Source organism: Candidatus Alistipes pullistercoris (assembly GCF_027665465.1).
GTDB lineage: Bacteria > Bacteroidota > Bacteroidia > Bacteroidales > Rikenellaceae > Alistipes_A > Alistipes_A hominis.
Map to the genome: position 1 here is coordinate 40,740 of NZ_JAQDED010000009.1, position 18,612 is coordinate 59,351.

Below are 18,612 nucleotides of genomic sequence, written 5' to 3' on the forward strand. Positions count from 1 at the left end.
TTTCACTCGTATTCGTTAAAATCAGGTCATTCGACGGCCCGGACGCTCAGGTTCCGCACCATCAGCCCCGCATCGAAAGTTCCGGGAACTTCCCATCCGAAATTCATCCCCATCAGTTCCAGATCGTCGAGGTCGGTATGCAGAAACTGTCCTTTGTCCTTCATCGCGGCAACGCCCTGCCGGATCAGCGGCAACAGGTCGAGCCGGGCACGATGCCACTTCAAATCGTGGAAAGAAACGTCCCCCCAGATCGTGCGGGGCGGAATGGCGTAAATATAAGTCGCCGTGCCGATATCCCACTGCACGTACTCCGTGGAGTCGAGCCGCGGGTAACGGTAATCGAACGACGGGACGCCGACCCACAGCGAGAGTTGGTAATCCGGCGAATCGGGATTCACGTTGCGCATAAAAAAATAGAACGGCGACTGGGCCGTATGCAGGCTCTCGTTGAATTCGGCATCGGTCATCTTTTTGTCGCAATGGACGATCCGCAGCTCCATCGTGAAATCGAGACGGCTGATCCGGCCGACGTTCGGACGGTTCTCGAAATCCTGCTGGATCAGCAGGTGCGGCCACGCGTCGCTGCCGGTACGCGGGGCTTCGTATTCGGTACTCGTCGTAATGTCGAGCAGCAGCGTACCGTCGGCAAAGCGGGTGACCTTCTTGCCGGGATTGGCGTACGTAACGCCGTCCCGCCCTTCGACCGGAACGGTTCCGCCCAAATCGTACTTGCTGGCCCACTGGGCCATTTGCCAGACAGGATCGGCGTCGCCCCGTCCGAAACGGATCGTATCCGTATTGGTCTTTTCGAACCCGCCGTTCTGCTGCACGATTTCGGGCCACAGCGGCGATACGGCCAGCCCCTTTTCGAACTTCGGATCGCCGAGAACTTCCACCCCGGCCGGTTGTTTTTTCCCGCTGCGGCTTTCGCGGCCGGCCGCGTCGCATTTCGGACTTCCGCCGAAACAAAGCGTGATCCCGGCCAGCGTCAGTATCCCGACCGCGACAGCACCTTTTCGTATTCTCATAACTTCCGTATTTTCAGATTCGGATCGTTCGCCGGCAGTCTCCCCGGACGAATTTTGTAAAGATAGCGATTGAAACGGAATCTACCAATCCGGCCGGAATAAAAAACAGACACGCCACCTCCGGATACGACAGGACAGCCTTCCTCCGGCACGCATCGATCGATAAACGCACCGGCAGAAGGCTGCCCCGTAGCCGCGCCGAAGCACGGATCGTTTCGTCCGCCGTTATTTAGGATCGACCGTAAACGTTTTGGAAAAAGCGACTTTGCCGTCGTTCTGGTAATTCAGCGTAACGGTGAAGCCTACCGGCTTGGTAATATCGCCGAAATCAATACTTTCCATAGATTTTTCGATCTGTTTTACCATCAGATCGAACATCTCCCGGGCTTCCGATTCGGTCAAAATCTTCGTTCCGACCTGATTGCACATGCTCTCCAATTCGCTGTTGATCAGCGTGACGGTCAGCGCGTCGAGATCGCCGGCTTCGGTAATGGCCGCGCGCATGACATAGGCGTGAACGGCATCATCGTTCTTATCGTCCTTACAACCGGAAAAAAGCATCGCAACGCTCAGGCAGGCCAATACGGCCGTAAACAATTTCGTTTTCATCATCTTTGAAATAATATTTAGTAATTCATTAAAAGCGTCCTCCACTCTTTTTATCCGGACGTTCCCACGGGAAAAATACCGGTCCGGCGGCGCGATACGGATCGTTTACGGAAACGGCAACCGGAATCCGCCGAAAGAAACCACAAAAGTAATTAAATATTTTCCCATTCCAAATATTCAGACGCATACCCTCGTCGCTCCCCGGGAAAACGCCTATCCAAAGAATCCCACCGAACGCAAAACCCGTACCGCCGGTTACGCTAATTTACACGGACAACGAGGTTTATTTTTGGAATTTCCACGAATAACCTTTTAATTTGTATCGTAATGAACTTCTCCGGACAGAAAACACAAGGCACTGCGATAGTTCGCCGGCCCTGACAGACATTATTAAACTGCTATTTACAAACTTTACAAACCACTCAAACACAACTTTATGAAAAAAATCGTCTTTTTGCTCGTAGCGGCGATCGCTGCCGGCGCCGTTTCGGCTCAGAAACCTTTCACGTTCGGACCCAAAGTCGGAATAAACGTTACGGACCTGCATCCCGACGGTCTCGACGACATCAATCACCTCTCCGGCACGAAACCCGCGCTGGTGATCGGCGCTTTCGCCGAATACCGGGCGGCCAAATGGTTCGCCGTTTCGCTGGATGTTTTGTATTCGCGCCAGGGTTCCAGCGCCGAAATCACCCAAGGCGCGCTCGGCTCCGAACACAAACTCAAATTCAACAACCGGCTGAACTACCTGAATATTCCGATCCTGGCCAACTTCTACGTCACCAACGGACTGGCGCTGAAAGCGGGTATCCAGCCGGGCTTCCTGCTCAGCGGCAAATACAGGGCAAAAGTCGACGGCGGCTCCTGGAATACCGAAGACACGAAGCATTATTTCAAATCGACCGACTTCTCGATCCCGGTAGGCATCTCCTACACGTTCGAACAAGGTCTGGTCATCGACGCCCGTTACAATATCCCGGTCACCGACATCGCGACGGATGAATTCAAGGAAGACTTTAGCGGCGGCAACGAGGAACTGAACAAAATGACCAACCGCGTATTCTCGCTGACCGTAGGCTGGAAATTCTAAGCGATTCGCCGATAACCCTAAAAACGTCCTCTGCCGGAGGACGTTTTTTTATGCCCGCAACCGAAAAGAACGGCTTTCTGCGACCCGGACAGCGAAAAAAGAAACGAGCCCGGATAACGTAGGGATATCTGGCCCGGTCGGCGAATCGGAGGATCAGCGCGCCAGCGGGTCGCGGTACACCTCTTTTTTAATCCGTTCTATAAATTCGGGCAACCGTTCGGGCGTATCGTTTCCCATGATCCACAGCGGAGCGGCATCGCCGAAATTTTCGTAGGACGGCTGCACGTAGCTCCGATCGACGATCCGGTAGCCGTTGCGCCGGTAAAAAGCGACGCGCCGGGCGGTCAGCTCGTCCTCGGCCGGCTCCACTTCGAGCAGCCGGATTCCGGGCAGCGAGGTCTCCACGTGCTCGAGCACCTGCTGTCCAATTTTACGGTTCCGCATATGCGGCGCCACGGCCAGGTGTTCGAGGTAGTAAAACTCGCCCATATCCCAGTAGACGAACAGGCCGCAAAGCTCGCCGTCCGACTCGATCATATTGAAATGCATCGCAGGCGTCGCGCCGATCATCCGCCGGAGCTGCCCGACGGTACGCCGCTCGCTGCTGCAGAACGCCTCTTCGTAGAGGGGAACCAAGTGTTCCAGACGGCTGTCCTGTCCGTCGGTTATCCGAATCAGTTTTATCATATCACCTCGCTTTATAAAAATTCGACAAAAAGTCCGGAATCAGCCGCCGGACGGAGAACCGCCCCGGCCGGCCGCCGAGAATCACCGTCACGACCGCTGCCACGATCAGCGCGACGCCGGCGAACTGTTCCGCGACGAAACGTTCGCCGAGGAAAAAAATCCCGAGCGCGACGGCGGTCAACGGTTCGAGACAACCGAGAATCGCGGTCGTCGTCGAACCGATCCGCTGTACGGCCAACACCAACGTCAAATCGGATACCAAAGTGGGAATCAGAGCCAACAAAATCAGGTGGACGGCAGCCGACCAGTCCGGAATGGATTCGGGAATTTCCCCTTTTACGAACAGGTTCCCGGCGAAAATTATCGTTGCCGAAAGCAGGATGAAAAACACCATTTTGAGTCCCTTCATATGCTGCACGCACGATTTGTTGACGCCGACGATGTAAACGGCGTACGTAGCTACGGTCGCGAGCGCCAGTGTCAGCCCCTTCATCCCGACCGCGGCATCCGTTCCGCCCGAAAGCAGCCACACGCCGGCGACGGCCGCAAGCGCGGCGACCATCACGGACACCGAAATCCGGTCTTTGAAAAACAACGCCATGATCGCGGCGACCAGCAGCGGATACAGGAAATGGATCGTCGTGGCGACCCCGCTCGGAATATACAGGTAAGCGATCGTCAGCAGCAGCGACGTGAAAGCGTACAGCGCCCCCAGTCCGAACAGCACGCCGAATTCCCGGAGCGTAACGCGCAGGTCCGCCCGCCGGAGCAGCAGATAGGCTCCGACCACCGCGGACGACAGCGCAAAGCGGTAAAACATCACCGAATCGACCCCCATGCCGCCGCGGATCACAGGAAGTGCGAACAGCGGAATCATCCCGAACGTCGCCGACGAGATCATCGCCAGCAGAATGCCTTTGAATTGTTTCATACGAATCACCCGATTGATCTCACAGGCCGCAAAAGTCCGTAAAAAATTTTCGTTTCCGGTTAACAAATGTTAAAAACGAACTTTCGGGGGAATCTATTGTACGCCGGCGCGGATCCGACTCAGGGAAACCTGCGAAATGCCGAGGTAAGAGGCGATATCCCGCAACGGAGCTTTTTGCAGAATTTCCGGCTCGCGTTCGACCAGCAGCCGGTAACGTTCGGCCGCCGTCAGGAAATAACGCTCGACGAACAGCCGTTCCATTCGCAGGATGATGCGGTCGGACATCCGCCGGCCCCAGTTGGCCAGTTCGACCTCCTTCTCGAAAAGCCCGTCGAGCGTCTCGTTCGAAATTTTCAGCAGGTCGCACTCTTCGAGCAGTTCGACGTTCTCGTATCCGGACGAGCGAAACAGGTAGGCGTTCATCGACAACAGCAACATGCCGGCGGTCGCGAACCAGATCGTCGCATCCTTCCCGTCCCGATACAGGAATCCGCGCGCGAATCCCCGCACGATGAAATAGCTGTACTTTTCGACCACGCCGTCCCGGATCAACAGGTGTCCCTTCGGCAGCGTGACGCGCTCGGTATGCCGCAGAAACAACTGCAACGCACCGTCCGAAACCGGGTACGCTTCCCGCATTTTTTTGATAAATTCTTCCATATCCCTGCCGTTCGGCACAAAGATAGCGATTCGTTCCCGATCCCCGGAGCTACCGGTGATTTTCATTCTCCGGCAAACGAAAAAAGACGGCCTGCGCTTGTTTTTCACGGCATTGCATATTATTAATTTCTATCTTTGCTCTTGTAAACCATATATTAATTATCAAAACGACTCCTATGCTTCGCAAATTTTCGAATACCCGTTCCGTTTTTTTCGGTCGAGCAGGACTGATATTTTTCATGGCCTTCTTATGTTCGTCTTATTCCGGGAAGCAAACGGTACTTATCCATTCCCACAACGATTACCAGAAAAATATTCCTTTTTACCGCGCTTATTCCCAGCAGGTGCATACCATCGAGGCGGATATTTATGCGGCTCCTGCTTCCGATGGCTTGCTGGTGGCGCACGATCCTCACGAACTCGATTCGGCGCTTTCGCTCGATGAAATGTATCTCGAACCGCTGATCTTTTTATTCGGGCAAAACGAAGGACGCCCCTGGCGAGGTTCGGAGCAGGTGCTCACGCTGATGATCGACCTGAAAACTCCACTGCACCCGACCATTGACCGGCTGATCGCCAAGTTGAAAAGACATCCCGAAGTGTTCGATCCTTCGGTAAATCCGTACGCTGTGAGGATCGTGATCTCGGGCAGTCGGCCCGACCCTGAGGCTTTCGGGGAGTATCCCCGCTTTATTTCTTTCGACGGATTCATCGACGTGGACTATACGCCGCAGCAGCTCGAACGGGTGGCTTTCATCAGCGAGCCGTTTTTCCGCTACTCGAAATGGAAAGGGGGTGCAGACACGCTCTCCGCCGAAGACCGGCAGGTAATCGAAAGTCTGGTGGCGAAGTCCCACAAAACGGGGAAACCTATCCGGTTTTGGGGATCTCCGGACACCGTCAACGCCTGGGAAACGTTCCGCGAACTCGGCATCGACATCATCAACACCGACCGTCCGGAAGCCTGCACCCTTTATTTCCAGGAGCATTGACCGGTCGCTTCTCCCTTTCGGAAGAATGATCCGCCGGGATAACCGAACATGCGTTGCATCCGCATATCGACTGTAATTTAGAACAGAACTACTGCCTATTCGTTACCTCATCACAAAAAGAAAAGCGCAACAAGTCGGTAATTGACTTGTTGCACCATTCTAAAGGAAATCCCCGCATTCCCCCGTTTAAACGTCTCGGTACGGAAACGGGGAAGGATTACAACTTATATTCCTGCCAGCTCTTGATCTGAATATCCTTCTCCTTCATTTCGCAGAAAGCCTCGATGAAGGCGCTCGCGAGACGGGCGTTGGTAATCAACGGAATGTTGTGGTCGATCGCGCCGCGGCGGATCTTGTAGCCGTTGGTCAGCTCGCGGTGCGAGTGGTTCTTCGGGATGTTGATGACCAGGTCGAATTTATGCGCGGAAATCATATGGATCACGTTGTCCGCCTTCCCTTCGTCCGGCCAGCTCACACATGCGGCCTTCACGCCGTGCTCGGCGAGGAATTTCTCCGTTCCGCCGGTCGCATAGATCTCGTAGCCGTTGTCCTGCAGCATCTTGCAGGCGTCCAGCAAGTCCACCTTCGAACGGGTGTCGCCCGAGGAGACCATCACGGCCTTTTTCGGAATACTGTACCCGACCGAAATCATCGACGTCAGCAGCGCTTCGCTGAAATCGTCGCCGATGCAACCCACTTCGCCGGTCGACGACATATCCACGCCGAGCACCGGGTCGGCATTGTGCAACCGCGAGAACGAGAACTGCGACGCCTTCACGCCGATCCAGTCGATATCGAAATTCGTGTTGTCCGGTTTTTCATACGAAGTGTCGAGCATGATCCGCGTCGCGGTCTCGATGAAGTTGCGTTTCAGCACCTTCGACACGAACGGGAAGCTGCGCGACGCGCGCAGGTTACATTCGATCACCTTCACGTCGTTGTTCTTCGCAAGGAACTGGATATTGAACGGGCCGCTGATGTTCAGCTCTTTGGCGATCTTGCGACCGATCTTCTTGATGCGGCGGGCGGTTTCGAAGTAGATCTTCTGCGCCGGGAATACCAGCGTGGCGTCCCCCGAGTGGACGCCGGCGAATTCGACATGTTCCGAAATCGCGTATTCGACCACTTCGCCGTTGTGCGCCACGGCGTCGAATTCGATCTCCTTGGCGTTCTGCAAGAACTGCGACACGACCACCGGATACTCTTTCGACACTTTGGCCGCCAGCTTCAGGAACGTCTCCAGTTCCTCGGCGTTGTAGCATACGTTCATCGCCGCGCCCGAAAGCACATACGACGGACGCACCAGCACCGGATAGCCTACCTTGCCGACGAAGTCGTACACTTCATCCATGTGCGAAAGCTCTTTCCAGGCCGGCTGGTCGATGCCCAACTGGTCGAGCATACTCGAGAACTTGTGGCGGTTTTCAGCGCGGTCGATCGACAGCGGAGACGTGCCGAGCACCGGAATATCCTGGCGGTGCAGCCGGATCGCGAGGTTGTTCGGGATCTGTCCGCCCACCGAAACGATCACGCCTTTAGGCATCTCCAGGTCGAGTACGTCCAGCACCCGTTCGAACGACAGTTCGTCGAAATAGAGCCGGTCGCACATATCGTAGTCGGTCGAAACGGTCTCGGGGTTATAGTTGATCATGATCGACTTGTAACCCAGCTTGCGGGCCGTCTGCACGGCATTCACCGAGCACCAGTCGAACTCGACCGAACTGCCGATCCGGTAAGCGCCCGAACCGAGCACGACGACCGATTTTTCATTCTTGAAATAAGGAACCTGGTGCTCCGTCCCGTCGTAAGTCACATAGAGGTAGTTGGTCAGCTCGGGATTTTCCGAAGCAACCGTATTGATCCTTTTGACCGACGGCAGCACATTGTTCTTCTTGCGGACGGCGCGGACGCGCAGCGACTCCTTCTCGATATTGCCGTCCGGGTCTTCGACGAAGCGGGCGATCTGGAAGTCCGAAAAACCGAGCCGCTTGGCTTCTTGCAGTACGGCCGCGGGCACGTCTTCGATCTTATCGTACTTGCTCAGCACGAGCGAATAGTCGTGGATATTTTTCAGTTTGCCGAGGAACCAGGGGTCGATCTTGGTCAGGTTGTAGATCCGATCGATCGAATAACCTTCTTCGAACGCCTTGGCGATCGCGAAGATACGCAGGTCGGTCGGATGCGACAGTTCTTCTTCGAGGTTACCGAATTCCAGGTCGCGGTTGCCGACGAATCCGTGCATCCCCTGCCCGATCATCCGCAGTCCTTTCTGGATGATCTCCTCGAACGACTGGCCGATCGACATGATCTCGCCGACGGACTTCATGCTCGATCCGATCTGGCGCGAAACGCCGGCGAACTTGCTCAGGTCCCAACGCGGGATTTTGCAGATCAGGTAGTCGAGCGACGGGGCCACGTAAGCCGAATTCGGCGTTCCCATCTCGCCGATCTGGTCGAGCGTATAGCCCAGGGCCAGTTTGGCCGCCACGAACGCCAGCGGATAGCCCGTAGCCTTCGACGCCAGCGCCGACGAACGGCTCAGCCGGGCGTTCACCTCGATCACGCGGTAGTCGTCCGTCTCGGAGTTAAACGCGTACTGGATATTGCATTCGCCGACGATCCCGATGTGGCGGATCACCTTTTTGGAAAGTTCCTGCAACAAGGCCAGTTCCTGGTCGTCCAGCGAACAGGTCGGGGCCACCACAATGCTCTCGCCGGTGTGGATTCCCAGCGGATCGAAGTTCTCCATACTGGCCACCGTGAAGCAGTGGTCGTTCTTATCGCGGATCACTTCGAATTCGATCTCCTTCCATCCCTTCAGCGACTCCTCGACCAGTATTTGCTTCGAATAGGCGAACGAGCTTTCGCACAGCGTCCTGAACTCATCGAGGTTGCTGCATATGCCGCTGCCCAGGCCGCCCAGCGCATAGGCCGAACGTACCATCACCGGGAACCCGATCCGGTTGGCCGCCTCGATGGCCGCCTCCATGCTTTCGACAGCCTGGCTGACCGGGGTCTTGACTTCGATCTGGTTCAGTTTCTTTACGAACAAGTCGCGGTCTTCGGTCGTCATGATCGCTTCGACCGACGTTCCGAGCACCTGCACGCCGTATTTCTCCAACGTGCCGCTGAGGAATAATTCCGTTCCGCAGTTCAGCGCCGTCTGTCCGCCGAATGCCAGTAAAATGCCGTCGGGACGCTCTTTTTTGATAATCTCCTCGACAAAATAAGGAGTTACGGGCAGGAAATAAACCCGATCGGCGACTCCGTCCGAAGTCTGGATCGTAGCGATGTTCGGGTTGATCAACACCGTTGAAATTCCTTCGGCTTTCAGCGCCTTCAACGCCTGCGAACCGGAGTAATCGAATTCTCCCGCCTGTCCGATTTTCAATGCTCCCGAGCCGAGCACAATGACTTTTTTGATTTCTTTGTTTACTGACATAGGTTAAAGATGTTTAAAGTCGACCTAAAAATTTCGTAAATGTACGGCGTTTTTTCGAATTATTAAGTCTGTGACGGCCACTTTTTTCGGCGGTCCGGCAACCGGAATCCGGAGGATCGCAGCCCGAGCGCCGGACATACCGGAGCCTCCGGAATCGCCCCGCCGGATTTCATTTCAGCATATAACACTACATATCAACGTATTAACAAAAACGAACGACTCTAAATGCGCGCCAACGGATTCCGGCCGGAAAATAGTTCCTCCTTTTTTTTACCTTTGCGAAAAAATAAATCCGATCCGGCATATGGACAAGGTACTTATCATCGACGACGAACGGCAGTTGCGCGGCCTGCTGGCGCGCATCATCGGCCTGGAAGGATACGAAGTGATTCAGGCCGAAAACTGTGCGGCGGGACTCCGCCAACTGGAACGCACGCGCCCCGAGGTCGTGTTGTGCGACGTCAAACTGCCGGACGGCAACGGAGTCGACCTGGTCGGCCGGATCAAGGCGATCGCGCCCGATGCCGAAGTGATCCTGCTGACCGCCTACGGCAACATTCCGGACGGCGTGCAGGCGATCAAGAACGGCGCGTTCGACTACATCACCAAAGGCGACGACAATCCGAAGATCATCCCGTTGCTGAGCCGCGCGATGGAAAAAGCCAAAGCGCAACGGAAATCCGCCGCCGGACGGCAGCCGGAAACAGCTCCGTCGTTCGAGGCGGTCATCGGCTCGTCGAAAGCGATGCGAGACGCCGTTGAATTGGCCCGCAAGGTCGCGGCCACAGACACCTCGGTACTGCTCACCGGCGAAACGGGCACCGGCAAAGAGGTTTTCGCACAGGCCATCCACCGGGAAGGCGGCCGCAGGGGGAAAGCGTTCGTGGCGGTCAACTGCTCGGCATTCGCCAAAGATCTGCTCGAAAGCGAACTGTTCGGCCACCGGGCCGGAGCCTTCACCGGCGCCGCCAAAGACAAAAAAGGACTGTTCGAGGAGGCCGACGGCGGCACGATCTTCCTCGACGAAATCGGCGAGATGCCTATAGATCTGCAAGCCAAATTGTTACGAGTACTCGAAAGCGGCGAATTCCTGAAAATCGGGGAGACCAAACCGCGAAAGGTCGATATGCGCGTAATCGCCGCGACGAACCGCGACCTGCCCGAAGAGATCCGGACGGGCAATTTCCGCGAAGACCTCTACTACCGGCTGTCAGTTTTCCAGATCCGGCTGCCGTCGCTTCAGGAGCGGCCCTCCGACATCGACGAGTACGTCCGCCATTTTGCCGGTATTTTCGCCGGAAAAATGGGAAAAAAGATCGACGCCGTCGATCCCGGTTATCTCGACCTGCTGAAACGGCACGCCTGGCGCGGTAACGTGCGCGAACTGCGGAACGTCGTCGAGCGCAGCATGATCATGGCCGAAGGCACGACGCTGCGCGTGGGGGATCTGCCGATCGAATTCCAACGTGAGAACGGCTCCGACGGGAACGACGCTCCGCCGACCTCGCTCGACGCGATCGAAAAACAGCACATCGCCAAAATACTCAGCTACACCGGCGGCAACAAAACCGAAACGGCCCGCCTGCTGGGAATCGGCGTTACGACGCTCTACCGCAAAATCGACGAATACGGATTGTAAATACCTGAAAATATCCTCCGCCGTTCGATCCGGATCGAACGGCGGAGGCTTTCCAAAAACAGCGGGACGGGAAATCTGAATTTCCCGTCCCGCTGTTTATTTCGTCGATCCGGAAACTATTTCCCGGAGCAGGAAGACTTGCCGGCAGCGTATGCGGTGAGCATCCAGACCATTTTCTCCTGTTCGGCCAGGTAATCGGTCAGCATGGAAACCGTCACTTCGTCTCCGGCCTGCGAAGCAACCGACAACGCCTTGCGCTCCTCCCCGATCAGATACCCGTAAGTGTCGAGTATGTGTTCGAGAGCCTCCCCGCCGCAGGAAACATGATCCACTTCGGCGATCTTCGCCACTTTAAGATACTCGCTGAACTTATTCGAAGGCACTCCGCCGAGCTGAAGGATACGTTCGGCGATCTGGTCCACTTTTTCGGCCGCATCGTCGTACAGCTCCTCGAACTTCGTATGCAGCACGAAAAATCCGTGTCCTTTGATGTTCCAGTGAAAACCCCTGAGATTCATGTAATGAACCTGAAAATCGGCCAGCAACTGCTGAAGCGATACAACTACTTTACCGGCAGCCCCGGCTTCGAGATGAAGATAATCCAACGTTTTCATAATTTTTATTTTTTAGATGGTTATTCGTTTTCTTTTTTCTTGAGACAAAGATAATATGCATTTAAATATAAATCAAATCAATAATTTTTATATAATTATAATTTAATCAAATACTATCGTTTCCCGGCACCTGTCCGGTACGCCGGAACGCCCGTTTCCGGAAAGACCTGCAAATACGGTGCAATCCTGCTGCCAAAACACCGTTTTCCGCATCCGGGAACGGCGGCGAACGTGCGCAGCTTCCCTGAAAATCCTTCCGTTTTGGAAAGCGCACCCTTTCATTTCGGTAGGGTTCTCTAATACGCATCCGGACGACTCCTAACCATAAACAACTACATATCAAAACAATACATACAACGCTCAAAGAAACGGCATCCGGTTCGCTTTAAAACGGCACGAATACGAATTACTAAAATCAATCGAGTATGAATGAAATTTTGATGTTTCTGTTACTGTGTGCGGCAGGCGGCCTCTGCTTCTGCTTTTTCTTCAAATGTATCGGCCTGTTCGACAAAATCTAAAAACGACGACCATGTTTACAGTACTGTTTATCCTCAGCATCCTGATCTTCGGCTACCTGATGTATGTCTTGGTCAGACCCGAACAATTTTAACGAAACCAATCCTTAAAAGTAAATGAATACGGAAATTTCAGGCGTCGTCTTGCAACTGGCGCTGCTGATCGCGCTCAGTTACCCGCTCGGACGCTACATCGCAAAAGTATATAAGGGAGAAAAAACGCCGCTCGACTTCATGGCTCCGGTCGAACGGTGGATTTACCGTTTTTCCGGCATCAATCCCCACGAAGAGATGAACTGGAAACAGTTCCTCCGGGCCCTGCTGACCGTCAATCTGTTCTGGTTCCTGTGGGGCATGATTCTGCTCGTGGTCCAAGGCGTCCTGCCGCTGAACCCGGACGGCAACCCGGGCCAAACGCCCGACCAGGCGTTCAATACCTGCATCAGCTTCCTGGTGAACTGCAACCTGCAGCATTACAGCGGCGAAACCGGACTGACCTATTTCACGCAACTGTTCGTCATCATGCTGTTCCAGTTCATCACAGCCGCCTGCGGCATGGCGGCGCTGGCCGGCGTTTTCCGGGCGATGGCCGCGAAAACGACCCGGACGATCGGAAACTTCTGGGTCTACCTCGTCAAAAGCACGACCCGTATCCTGATGCCGCTGTCGCTGCTGGTCGGCATCCTGCTGATCCTGAACGGCACGCCGATGACCTTCGACGGCAAACAAACGCTGACGACCCTCGAAGGAACCGAACAGACGATCTCCCAGGGCCCGACCGCCGCGATCGTCCCGATCAAACAACTCGGCACGAACGGCGGCGGCTACTTCGGCGTCAATTCGGCCCATCCGCTCGAAAACCCGAACGCTTTCACGAATATTCTGGAATGTTGGTCGATCCTGATCATTCCGATGGCGATGGTCTTCGCGCTGGGTTTCTACCTGAAACGCCGTAAGCTGGCCTGGAGCATCTTCGGCGTGATGCTGTTCGCCTACGTGGTCGGGATCGCCGTATCGGTCGACCAGGAGATGGGCGGCAGCAAACAAATCGCAGCTATGGAGATCCGGCAGGATATGGGCAGCATGGAGGGCAAGGAGATCCGGATCGGGTCGGCCGCATCGGCGATGTGGGGCATGACCACGACGGTCACGTCGAACGGCTCGGTCAACAGCATGCACGACAGCCAGACCCCGCTAAGCGGTATGCTGCAAATGCTGAACATGCAGATCAACTGCTGGTTCGGCGGCGTGGGCGTCGGCTTTATGAACTATTACGCCTTCATCATCATCGCCGTCTTTATCAGCGGGCTGATGGTCGGCCGCACGCCGGAATTCCTCGGTAAGAAGATCGAAGCGCGGGAGATGAAGATCGCGACGATGGTCGTACTGATGCATCCATTGATTATCCTGGTCGGCACGGCGCTGGCCTCCCACCTGGCGGCGCAAAATCCGGAACTGGCCGGCGCTTGGCTCAACAATCCGTCGTTTCACGGATTCAGCGAAATGCTCTACGAGTATACCTCTTGCGCAGCCAATAACGGCTCCGGTTTCGAGGGACTCAGCGACAACACGCCGTTCTGGAACATCACCTGCGGGATCGTGTTGATCCTCGGCCGCTACTTCCCGATCGTCGGACAAGTGGCGATCGCCGGACTGCTGGCTTCGAAAAAATACATACCCGAAAGCGCCGGAACACTGAAAACCGATACGGCAACCTTCGCGCTGATGACCTTCGCCGTGATCGTCATCGTGGCCGCCCTGGCATTTTTCCCGGCGCAGGCACTGGGTCCGATCGCCGATTATTTAAGCAAATAAACGATTGAAAACCATGAATAAGTCCAATTCGCTGTTCGATAAACAGCTCATCAAAGAGAGTCTCGGTGCATCGGTACGCAAACTCGATCCGAGGACGATGATTAAAAACCCGATCATGTTCACCGTCGAGATCGTCACGGCCGTCATGTTCGTCCTGCTGTTCTACATCCTCATTTCGGGGGATACGACCCAGGGGTCGTTCGGATACAACCTCGTCGTCTTCGTCGTGCTGTTCATTACGCTGCTGTTCGCCAATTTCGCAGAGGCGATCGCCGAAGCGCGCGGCAAAGCGCAGGCCGATTCGCTGCGCAAAACGCGCGAGGAGACCCCGGCCAAACTGGTCAACGGCAATACCGTTCGTATCGTCAGCAGCAACGCGCTGAAAAAAAACGATATCTTCGAATGTGAGGCGGGCGATATCGTCCCGGCCGACGGCGAGATCATCGAGGGGCTCGCCTCGATCGACGAAAGCGCCATTACCGGCGAAAGCGCGCCGGTGATCCGCGAGGCCGGCGGCGACAAAAGCTCCGTCACGGGCGGTACGAAAGTGCTGTCCGACCGCATCCGCGTCCGGGTGACCGCCATGCCGGGCGAAAGTTTCCTGGACAAAATGATTTCGCTCGTCGAAGGCGCTTCGCGGCAGAAAACGCCGAACGAAATCGCGCTGACGATCCTGCTGGCCGGGTTCACGTTGGTATTCGTGATCGTTTGCGCCACGCTGAAACCCTTCGCCGACTACGTGGGGGCCAACATCACGATCGCCGCGTTCATTTCGCTGTTCGTCTGCCTGATCCCGACCACGATCGGAGGACTGCTGTCGGCGATCGGGATCGCCGGAATGGACCGGGCGCTGCGTGCGAACGTCATCACCAAATCGGGCAAGGCCGTCGAAACGGCCGGCGACATCGACACGCTGCTGCTCGACAAAACGGGAACCATCACCATCGGCAACCGCAAGGCGACCAAATTCTACCCGGCACCGGAGATGGATATGGGTCGGTTCGTCGAAGCCTGCATGTACTCGTCGCTGTCCGACGAAACGCCCGAGGGGAAATCGATCATCGAACTGGGGCGCGAACAGGGCCGCCGCGTGCACGAACTGAGCACGATCGGCGCGCGGATGATCCGTTTCTCCGCCGAGACGAAATGCTCCGGCGTAGACCTGGCCGACGGCCGGCGAATCCGCAAAGGCGCTTTCGAATCGATCCGCCGGATCGTCGAGGGGGCCGGAAATCGGTTCGACGACGAAATCATGAAACTCGTCACGCTGATCTCAGAAAACGGCGGAACGCCGCTGGTCGTATCGGAAAACGAACGGGTGATCGGCGTCATCGAACTGCAGGACATCATCAAGACGGGCATCCGCGAACGGTTCGAACGCCTGCGCAAGATGGGCGTCAAGACCGTCATGGTTACCGGCGACAACCCGCTGACGGCAAAATACATCGCCGAAAAGGCCGGCGTGGACGACTTCATCGCCGAAGCCAAACCCGAAGACAAAATGGAGTACATCCGCCGCGAGCAGCAGAGCGGCAAGCTGGTCGCCATGATGGGCGACGGCACGAACGACGCGCCGGCGCTGGCGCAAGCCGACGTGGGCGTAGCGATGAACAGCGGCACGCAGGCTGCCAAAGAAGCCGGCAACATGGTCGATCTGGACAACGACCCGACCAAACTGATCGAGATCGTCGAGATCGGCAAACAACTGCTGATGACGCGCGGCACGCTGACGACATTCAGCATCGCCAACGACGTAGCCAAATACTTCGCAATCGTCCCGGCGCTGTTCATCGCCTCGATCCCGTCGCTCGAAGCGCTGAACGTCATGCACCTGCACTCGCCGCAAAGCGCGATCCTGTCGGCCGTAATCTTCAACGCGGTCATCATCCCGCTGCTGATTCCGCTGGCCCTGCGCGGCGTGCGGTACAAACCGATCGGCGCATCGGCGCTGCTGCGGCGCAACCTGTTCATCTACGGCCTGGGCGGCGTGCTCGTCCCGTTCGTCGGAATCAAACTGATCGACCTGCTGATCAGCGTATTTTTCTAACCCGTAAAAAAGAAAATCATGAAAACATTCTGGAAATCCATCAAAATAACGCTCGCGTTCTGCGCGCTGCTGGGCGTGGGTTACGTCCTGATCCTGTGGGGAGTCGGCAGCATAGCCGGGCCGAACGGCGGCCGGGCGGCCGTCGTTACCGAAAACGGCCGAATCGTCGGAGCGGCAAACGTCGGACAATCGTTTACAAAAGCGACCTATTTCTGGGGCCGTCCTTCGGCGGTCGAGTACAACGGGAGCGGTTCGGGCGGCAGCAACAAGGCTACGACCAACCCCGAATACCTCGATGAAGTAAAAGCCCGCATCGACACCTTCCTGACCTTTCACCCGTACCTGCTGCGGCAGGACGTGCCTTCCGAGATGGTCACCGCCAGCGGCAGCGGACTCGATCCGGACATCTCCCCGGCCGGAGCCTACGTACAGGCGCGGCGCGTGGCCGAAGCCCGCGGACTTTCCGAGCAGACCGTCAGGGAACTGATCCGGCAGACGATCCAAAAACCCTGGCTGGGTCTTTTCGGAACCGAGAAGGTAAACGTACTGCAACTGAACGTAGCCCTCGACCGGCTGAAACCGGCGGCCGCATCTGAAACGGGCACGCTGTGAGACTTCCGGCAAACCATTCGAATTAAAAACAATTTAAAAACAACCCGACTTTTAAAACAAATCGACCATGAAAAACAAATTTAAAACCGCAATCGTTTTATTTGCCGTACTGACCGGAATGCTGCTCGCAGACTGCGCAATGGCTCAGGAAAAAGGCGTACGGGTCAAAGTCGGAGCCGATTTCGTCAGCAGCTACATCTGGCGCGGCTCGTACAACGCCAACGCCAGCATACAACCGACGCTCGGCATGACGGCGGGCGATTTCTCGCTGACCGCATGGGGATCGGCCGACTTTACCGGGGACTACAAGGAAGCCGACCTGACGGCCGCCTACACATTGGGCGGACTGACCCTCTCGCTGACCGACTATTACTGGACGCCCTCATCGGAACGTTACACCGAAAAATACTTCCGTTTCGGCGCCGACTCGCCGCACATGATCGAAGTGGGAGGAGCTTACCGTTTCGGCGAACGTTTCCCGCTGACGCTGGCCTGGAACACGATGCTGTTCGGCGCCGACCGCGACGACGAAGGACGGCAGAACTACTCGACCTATGCGGAAATTTCGTATCCGTTCGCAGTCAAAAGCGTGGACATGATCGCAGCGGTAGGATTTACGCCGTGGGCCACCGAGAATATGTACGGCACTTCCGGATTCGCAGTTTGCAACGTCACGGTCGGAGCGACCAAGGCGATCCGTTTCTCGGACTCGTTCTCTCTGCCGATTTTTACGCGGCTGATATGGAATCCGGCCAAAGATGATGTTAACTTTGTAGGCGGATTCTCAATTATGCTGGATTAATTTATGGATCAAAAACAGAGCGTACAGCACTTCCTCGATCTGATCAAGCGTTCGCACCGGGGCAAATTCAAAATCTACATCGGTATGATCGCCGGCGTAGGCAAGTCTTACCGGATGCTGCAAGAGGCACACCAACTGCTCGAAGTGGGCGTGGATGTGAAGATCGGCTATATCGAAACGCACGGACGTCCCGACACCGAAGCCCTGGTGTCGGGGCTTCCCGTCATTGCGCGTCGCAAACTGTTCTACAAAGGCAAAGAACTCGAAGAGATGGATCTGCAGGGCATCCTGAACACCCATCCGGAGATCGTCATCGTCGACGAACTGGCCCACACGAACATCGAGGGCAGCGAGCACGCCAAACGGTGGCAGGACGTGCTGCAAATCCTCGAAGCCGGGATCAGCGTCATCAGCGCCGTGAACATCCAGCACATCGAAAGCCTCAACGAAGAGGTGCAGCGCGTCTCGGGCATCGAAATCCGCGAACGCATCCCGGACAGCGTGCTGGCGATGGCCGACGAAGTAGTGAACATCGACCTGACGGCCGAAGAGCTGATCAAACGGCTGAAAGACGGCAAAATCTACAAGCCGGAGAAAGTGCAGGTCGCGCTGGACAACTTTTTCAAAGAGGAGAACATCCTGCAACTGCGCGAACTGGCGCTGAAAGAAGTCGCGCTGCGCGTCGAAAAGAAAGTCGAGAACGAGGTATCCGAAAACATCGGCGTGCGCCACGAAAAATTCCTCGCGGTGATCGACAGCAGCGACAAAGGGCCGCGCCGCGTGATCCGCAAGACCGCCCGGCTGGCCACGCGTTACAACGCCAGATTCGCCGTACTCTACGTGCAAACTCCGCGCGAAAGCGCCGACCGCATCCCGCTGGCCAACCAGCGTTACCTGATCAACAACTTCAAACTGGCGTCGGAACTGGGCGGCGAAGTGTTGCAGGTGCATTCCGACCGCGTGATCGAAAGCATCATGGACGTGTGCTCCAAACAAAAAATCAGTACGGTGTGCATCGCCCAACCGAAATTTACGCTACTTTCGCTGGTAAGGACGGCTTTCTTTTTCCGGCGTCTGCTCAACAAACTGTATCGACTGAGTATCGACCTCGTAATATTATCCTGAT

Annotated in this window: 16 protein-coding genes; 9 read left to right on the forward strand and 7 right to left on the reverse strand. The window is 56.0% G+C overall.

All coding sequences use genetic code 11. The annotated features are described in order from the left end of the window. Window positions 1–26: 26 nt before the first annotated feature. Entirely contained in the window at window positions 27–1,028 is a 1,002-nt protein-coding gene (locus PGR91_RS11315) for a hypothetical protein (RefSeq protein WP_118458796.1), read from the reverse strand. A gap of 225 nt (window positions 1,029–1,253) precedes the next feature. Further along, entirely contained in the window at window positions 1,254–1,640 is a 387-nt protein-coding gene (locus tag PGR91_RS11320; protein ID WP_101573779.1) for a hypothetical protein, read from the reverse strand. 433 nt (window positions 1,641–2,073) lie between these two features. Here PGR91_RS11320 and PGR91_RS11325 point away from each other — a divergent pair, with 433 nt between their 5' ends. Beyond that, complete coding sequence (locus PGR91_RS11325) at window positions 2,074–2,727, forward strand: porin family protein (RefSeq protein WP_055203349.1); 654 nt, start codon at window positions 2,074–2,076, stop codon at window positions 2,725–2,727. A 153-nt stretch (window positions 2,728–2,880) separates the two neighbouring features. Here the strand turns inward: PGR91_RS11325 and PGR91_RS11330 are convergent, their stop codons facing one another. From PGR91_RS11330 to PGR91_RS11340, 3 genes are all read right to left on the reverse strand, one after another. Beyond that, window positions 2,881–3,414, reverse strand: a complete 534-nt coding sequence (locus tag PGR91_RS11330; RefSeq protein ID WP_118657165.1) for a GNAT family N-acetyltransferase — start codon at window positions 3,412–3,414, stop codon at window positions 2,881–2,883. A gap of 1 nt (window position 3,415) precedes the next feature. Continuing rightward, a complete protein-coding gene (locus PGR91_RS11335) occupies window positions 3,416–4,345 on the reverse strand; it encodes an EamA family transporter (RefSeq protein WP_101573900.1) in 930 nt (309 codons plus the stop codon). A 93-nt stretch (window positions 4,346–4,438) separates the two neighbouring features. Beyond that, window positions 4,439–5,005: a Crp/Fnr family transcriptional regulator gene (locus PGR91_RS11340; RefSeq protein ID WP_118657164.1), complete on the reverse strand. Its 567-nt coding sequence runs from the start codon at window positions 5,003–5,005 to the stop codon at window positions 4,439–4,441. A 176-nt stretch (window positions 5,006–5,181) separates the two neighbouring features. Here PGR91_RS11340 and PGR91_RS11345 point away from each other — a divergent pair, with 176 nt between their 5' ends. Next, entirely contained in the window at window positions 5,182–5,997 is an 816-nt protein-coding gene (locus PGR91_RS11345; protein ID WP_101573773.1) for a glycerophosphodiester phosphodiesterase, read from the forward strand. 217 nt (window positions 5,998–6,214) lie between these two features. On the opposite strand, the gene carB is transcribed toward PGR91_RS11345, so the two are convergent. Next, window positions 6,215–9,439 carry a carbamoyl-phosphate synthase (glutamine-hydrolyzing) large subunit gene (gene carB, locus PGR91_RS11350; RefSeq protein ID WP_101573771.1) on the reverse strand — a complete coding sequence of 1,075 codons (3,225 nt, stop codon included), beginning with the start codon at window positions 9,437–9,439 and terminating at the stop codon, window positions 6,215–6,217. A gap of 304 nt (window positions 9,440–9,743) precedes the next feature. On the opposite strand from carB, the gene PGR91_RS11355 reads away from it, so the two are divergent. Further along, window positions 9,744–11,078, forward strand: coding sequence for a sigma-54-dependent transcriptional regulator (locus PGR91_RS11355; protein ID WP_101573769.1), 1,335 nt, complete (start codon window positions 9,744–9,746; stop codon window positions 11,076–11,078). A gap of 116 nt (window positions 11,079–11,194) precedes the next feature. Here PGR91_RS11355 and PGR91_RS11360 read toward each other — a convergent pair whose 3' ends face one another. Beyond that, complete coding sequence (locus PGR91_RS11360; RefSeq protein WP_118458515.1) at window positions 11,195–11,692, reverse strand: Dps family protein; 498 nt, start codon at window positions 11,690–11,692, stop codon at window positions 11,195–11,197. A gap of 532 nt (window positions 11,693–12,224) precedes the next feature. Here PGR91_RS11360 and PGR91_RS11365 point away from each other — a divergent pair. The 6 genes from PGR91_RS11365 (at window position 12,225) to PGR91_RS11390 (ending at window position 18,611) form a co-directional block, all read left to right on the forward strand. Then, entirely contained in the window at window positions 12,225–12,305 is an 81-nt protein-coding gene (locus PGR91_RS11365; RefSeq protein WP_055203327.1) for a potassium-transporting ATPase subunit F, read from the forward strand. 22 nt (window positions 12,306–12,327) lie between these two features. After that, entirely contained in the window at window positions 12,328–14,025 is a 1,698-nt protein-coding gene (kdpA, locus tag PGR91_RS11370; RefSeq protein WP_118657162.1) for a potassium-transporting ATPase subunit KdpA, read from the forward strand. A 13-nt stretch (window positions 14,026–14,038) separates the two neighbouring features. After that, on the forward strand, window positions 14,039–16,072 hold the full coding sequence (gene kdpB / locus PGR91_RS11375; RefSeq protein ID WP_055203323.1) for a potassium-transporting ATPase subunit KdpB: 2,034 nt from the start codon (window positions 14,039–14,041) through the stop codon (window positions 16,070–16,072). An 18-nt stretch (window positions 16,073–16,090) separates the two neighbouring features. Further along, window positions 16,091–16,684 (forward strand): K(+)-transporting ATPase subunit C, encoded by a 594-nt coding sequence (locus PGR91_RS11380; protein WP_101573765.1) that lies wholly within the window; start codon window positions 16,091–16,093, stop codon window positions 16,682–16,684. Window positions 16,685–16,751: 67 nt separating this feature from the next. Further along, on the forward strand, window positions 16,752–17,486 hold the full coding sequence (locus PGR91_RS11385) for a hypothetical protein (RefSeq protein ID WP_118657161.1): 735 nt from the start codon (window positions 16,752–16,754) through the stop codon (window positions 17,484–17,486). Window positions 17,487–17,489: 3 nt separating this feature from the next. Continuing rightward, window positions 17,490–18,611, forward strand: coding sequence for a sensor protein KdpD (locus PGR91_RS11390; RefSeq protein WP_118657160.1), 1,122 nt, complete (start codon window positions 17,490–17,492; stop codon window positions 18,609–18,611). Window position 18,612: the final 1 nt, after the last annotated feature.

What these genes read in the sequence shown, in the direction of transcription:
- PGR91_RS11390 (WP_118657160.1), top strand. Translation starts at nt 17,490, where the DNA reads ATGGATCAAAAACAGAGCGTACAGCACTTCCTCGATCTGATCAAGCGT.
- PGR91_RS11330 (WP_118657165.1), bottom strand. Translation starts at nt 3,414, where the DNA reads ATGATAAAACTGATTCGGATAACCGACGGACAGGACAGCCGTCTGGAA.
- PGR91_RS11360 (WP_118458515.1), bottom strand. Translation starts at nt 11,692, where the DNA reads ATGAAAACGTTGGATTATCTTCATCTCGAAGCCGGGGCTGCCGGTAAA.
- PGR91_RS11340 (WP_118657164.1), bottom strand. Translation starts at nt 5,005, where the DNA reads ATGGAAGAATTTATCAAAAAAATGCGGGAAGCGTACCCGGTTTCGGAC.
- PGR91_RS11355 (WP_101573769.1), top strand. Translation starts at nt 9,744, where the DNA reads ATGGACAAGGTACTTATCATCGACGACGAACGGCAGTTGCGCGGCCTG.
- PGR91_RS11335 (WP_101573900.1), bottom strand. Translation starts at nt 4,345, where the DNA reads ATGAAACAATTCAAAGGCATTCTGCTGGCGATGATCTCGTCGGCGACG.
- carB (WP_101573771.1), bottom strand. Translation starts at nt 9,439, where the DNA reads ATGTCAGTAAACAAAGAAATCAAAAAAGTCATTGTGCTCGGCTCGGGA.
- kdpA (WP_118657162.1), top strand. Translation starts at nt 12,328, where the DNA reads ATGAATACGGAAATTTCAGGCGTCGTCTTGCAACTGGCGCTGCTGATC.
- PGR91_RS11365 (WP_055203327.1), top strand. Translation starts at nt 12,225, where the DNA reads ATGTTTACAGTACTGTTTATCCTCAGCATCCTGATCTTCGGCTACCTG.
- kdpB (WP_055203323.1), top strand. Translation starts at nt 14,039, where the DNA reads ATGAATAAGTCCAATTCGCTGTTCGATAAACAGCTCATCAAAGAGAGT.
- PGR91_RS11345 (WP_101573773.1), top strand. Translation starts at nt 5,182, where the DNA reads ATGCTTCGCAAATTTTCGAATACCCGTTCCGTTTTTTTCGGTCGAGCA.
- PGR91_RS11325 (WP_055203349.1), top strand. Translation starts at nt 2,074, where the DNA reads ATGAAAAAAATCGTCTTTTTGCTCGTAGCGGCGATCGCTGCCGGCGCC.
- PGR91_RS11320 (WP_101573779.1), bottom strand. Translation starts at nt 1,640, where the DNA reads ATGATGAAAACGAAATTGTTTACGGCCGTATTGGCCTGCCTGAGCGTT.
- PGR91_RS11315 (WP_118458796.1), bottom strand. Translation starts at nt 1,028, where the DNA reads ATGAGAATACGAAAAGGTGCTGTCGCGGTCGGGATACTGACGCTGGCC.
- PGR91_RS11385 (WP_118657161.1), top strand. Translation starts at nt 16,752, where the DNA reads ATGAAAAACAAATTTAAAACCGCAATCGTTTTATTTGCCGTACTGACC.
- PGR91_RS11380 (WP_101573765.1), top strand. Translation starts at nt 16,091, where the DNA reads ATGAAAACATTCTGGAAATCCATCAAAATAACGCTCGCGTTCTGCGCG.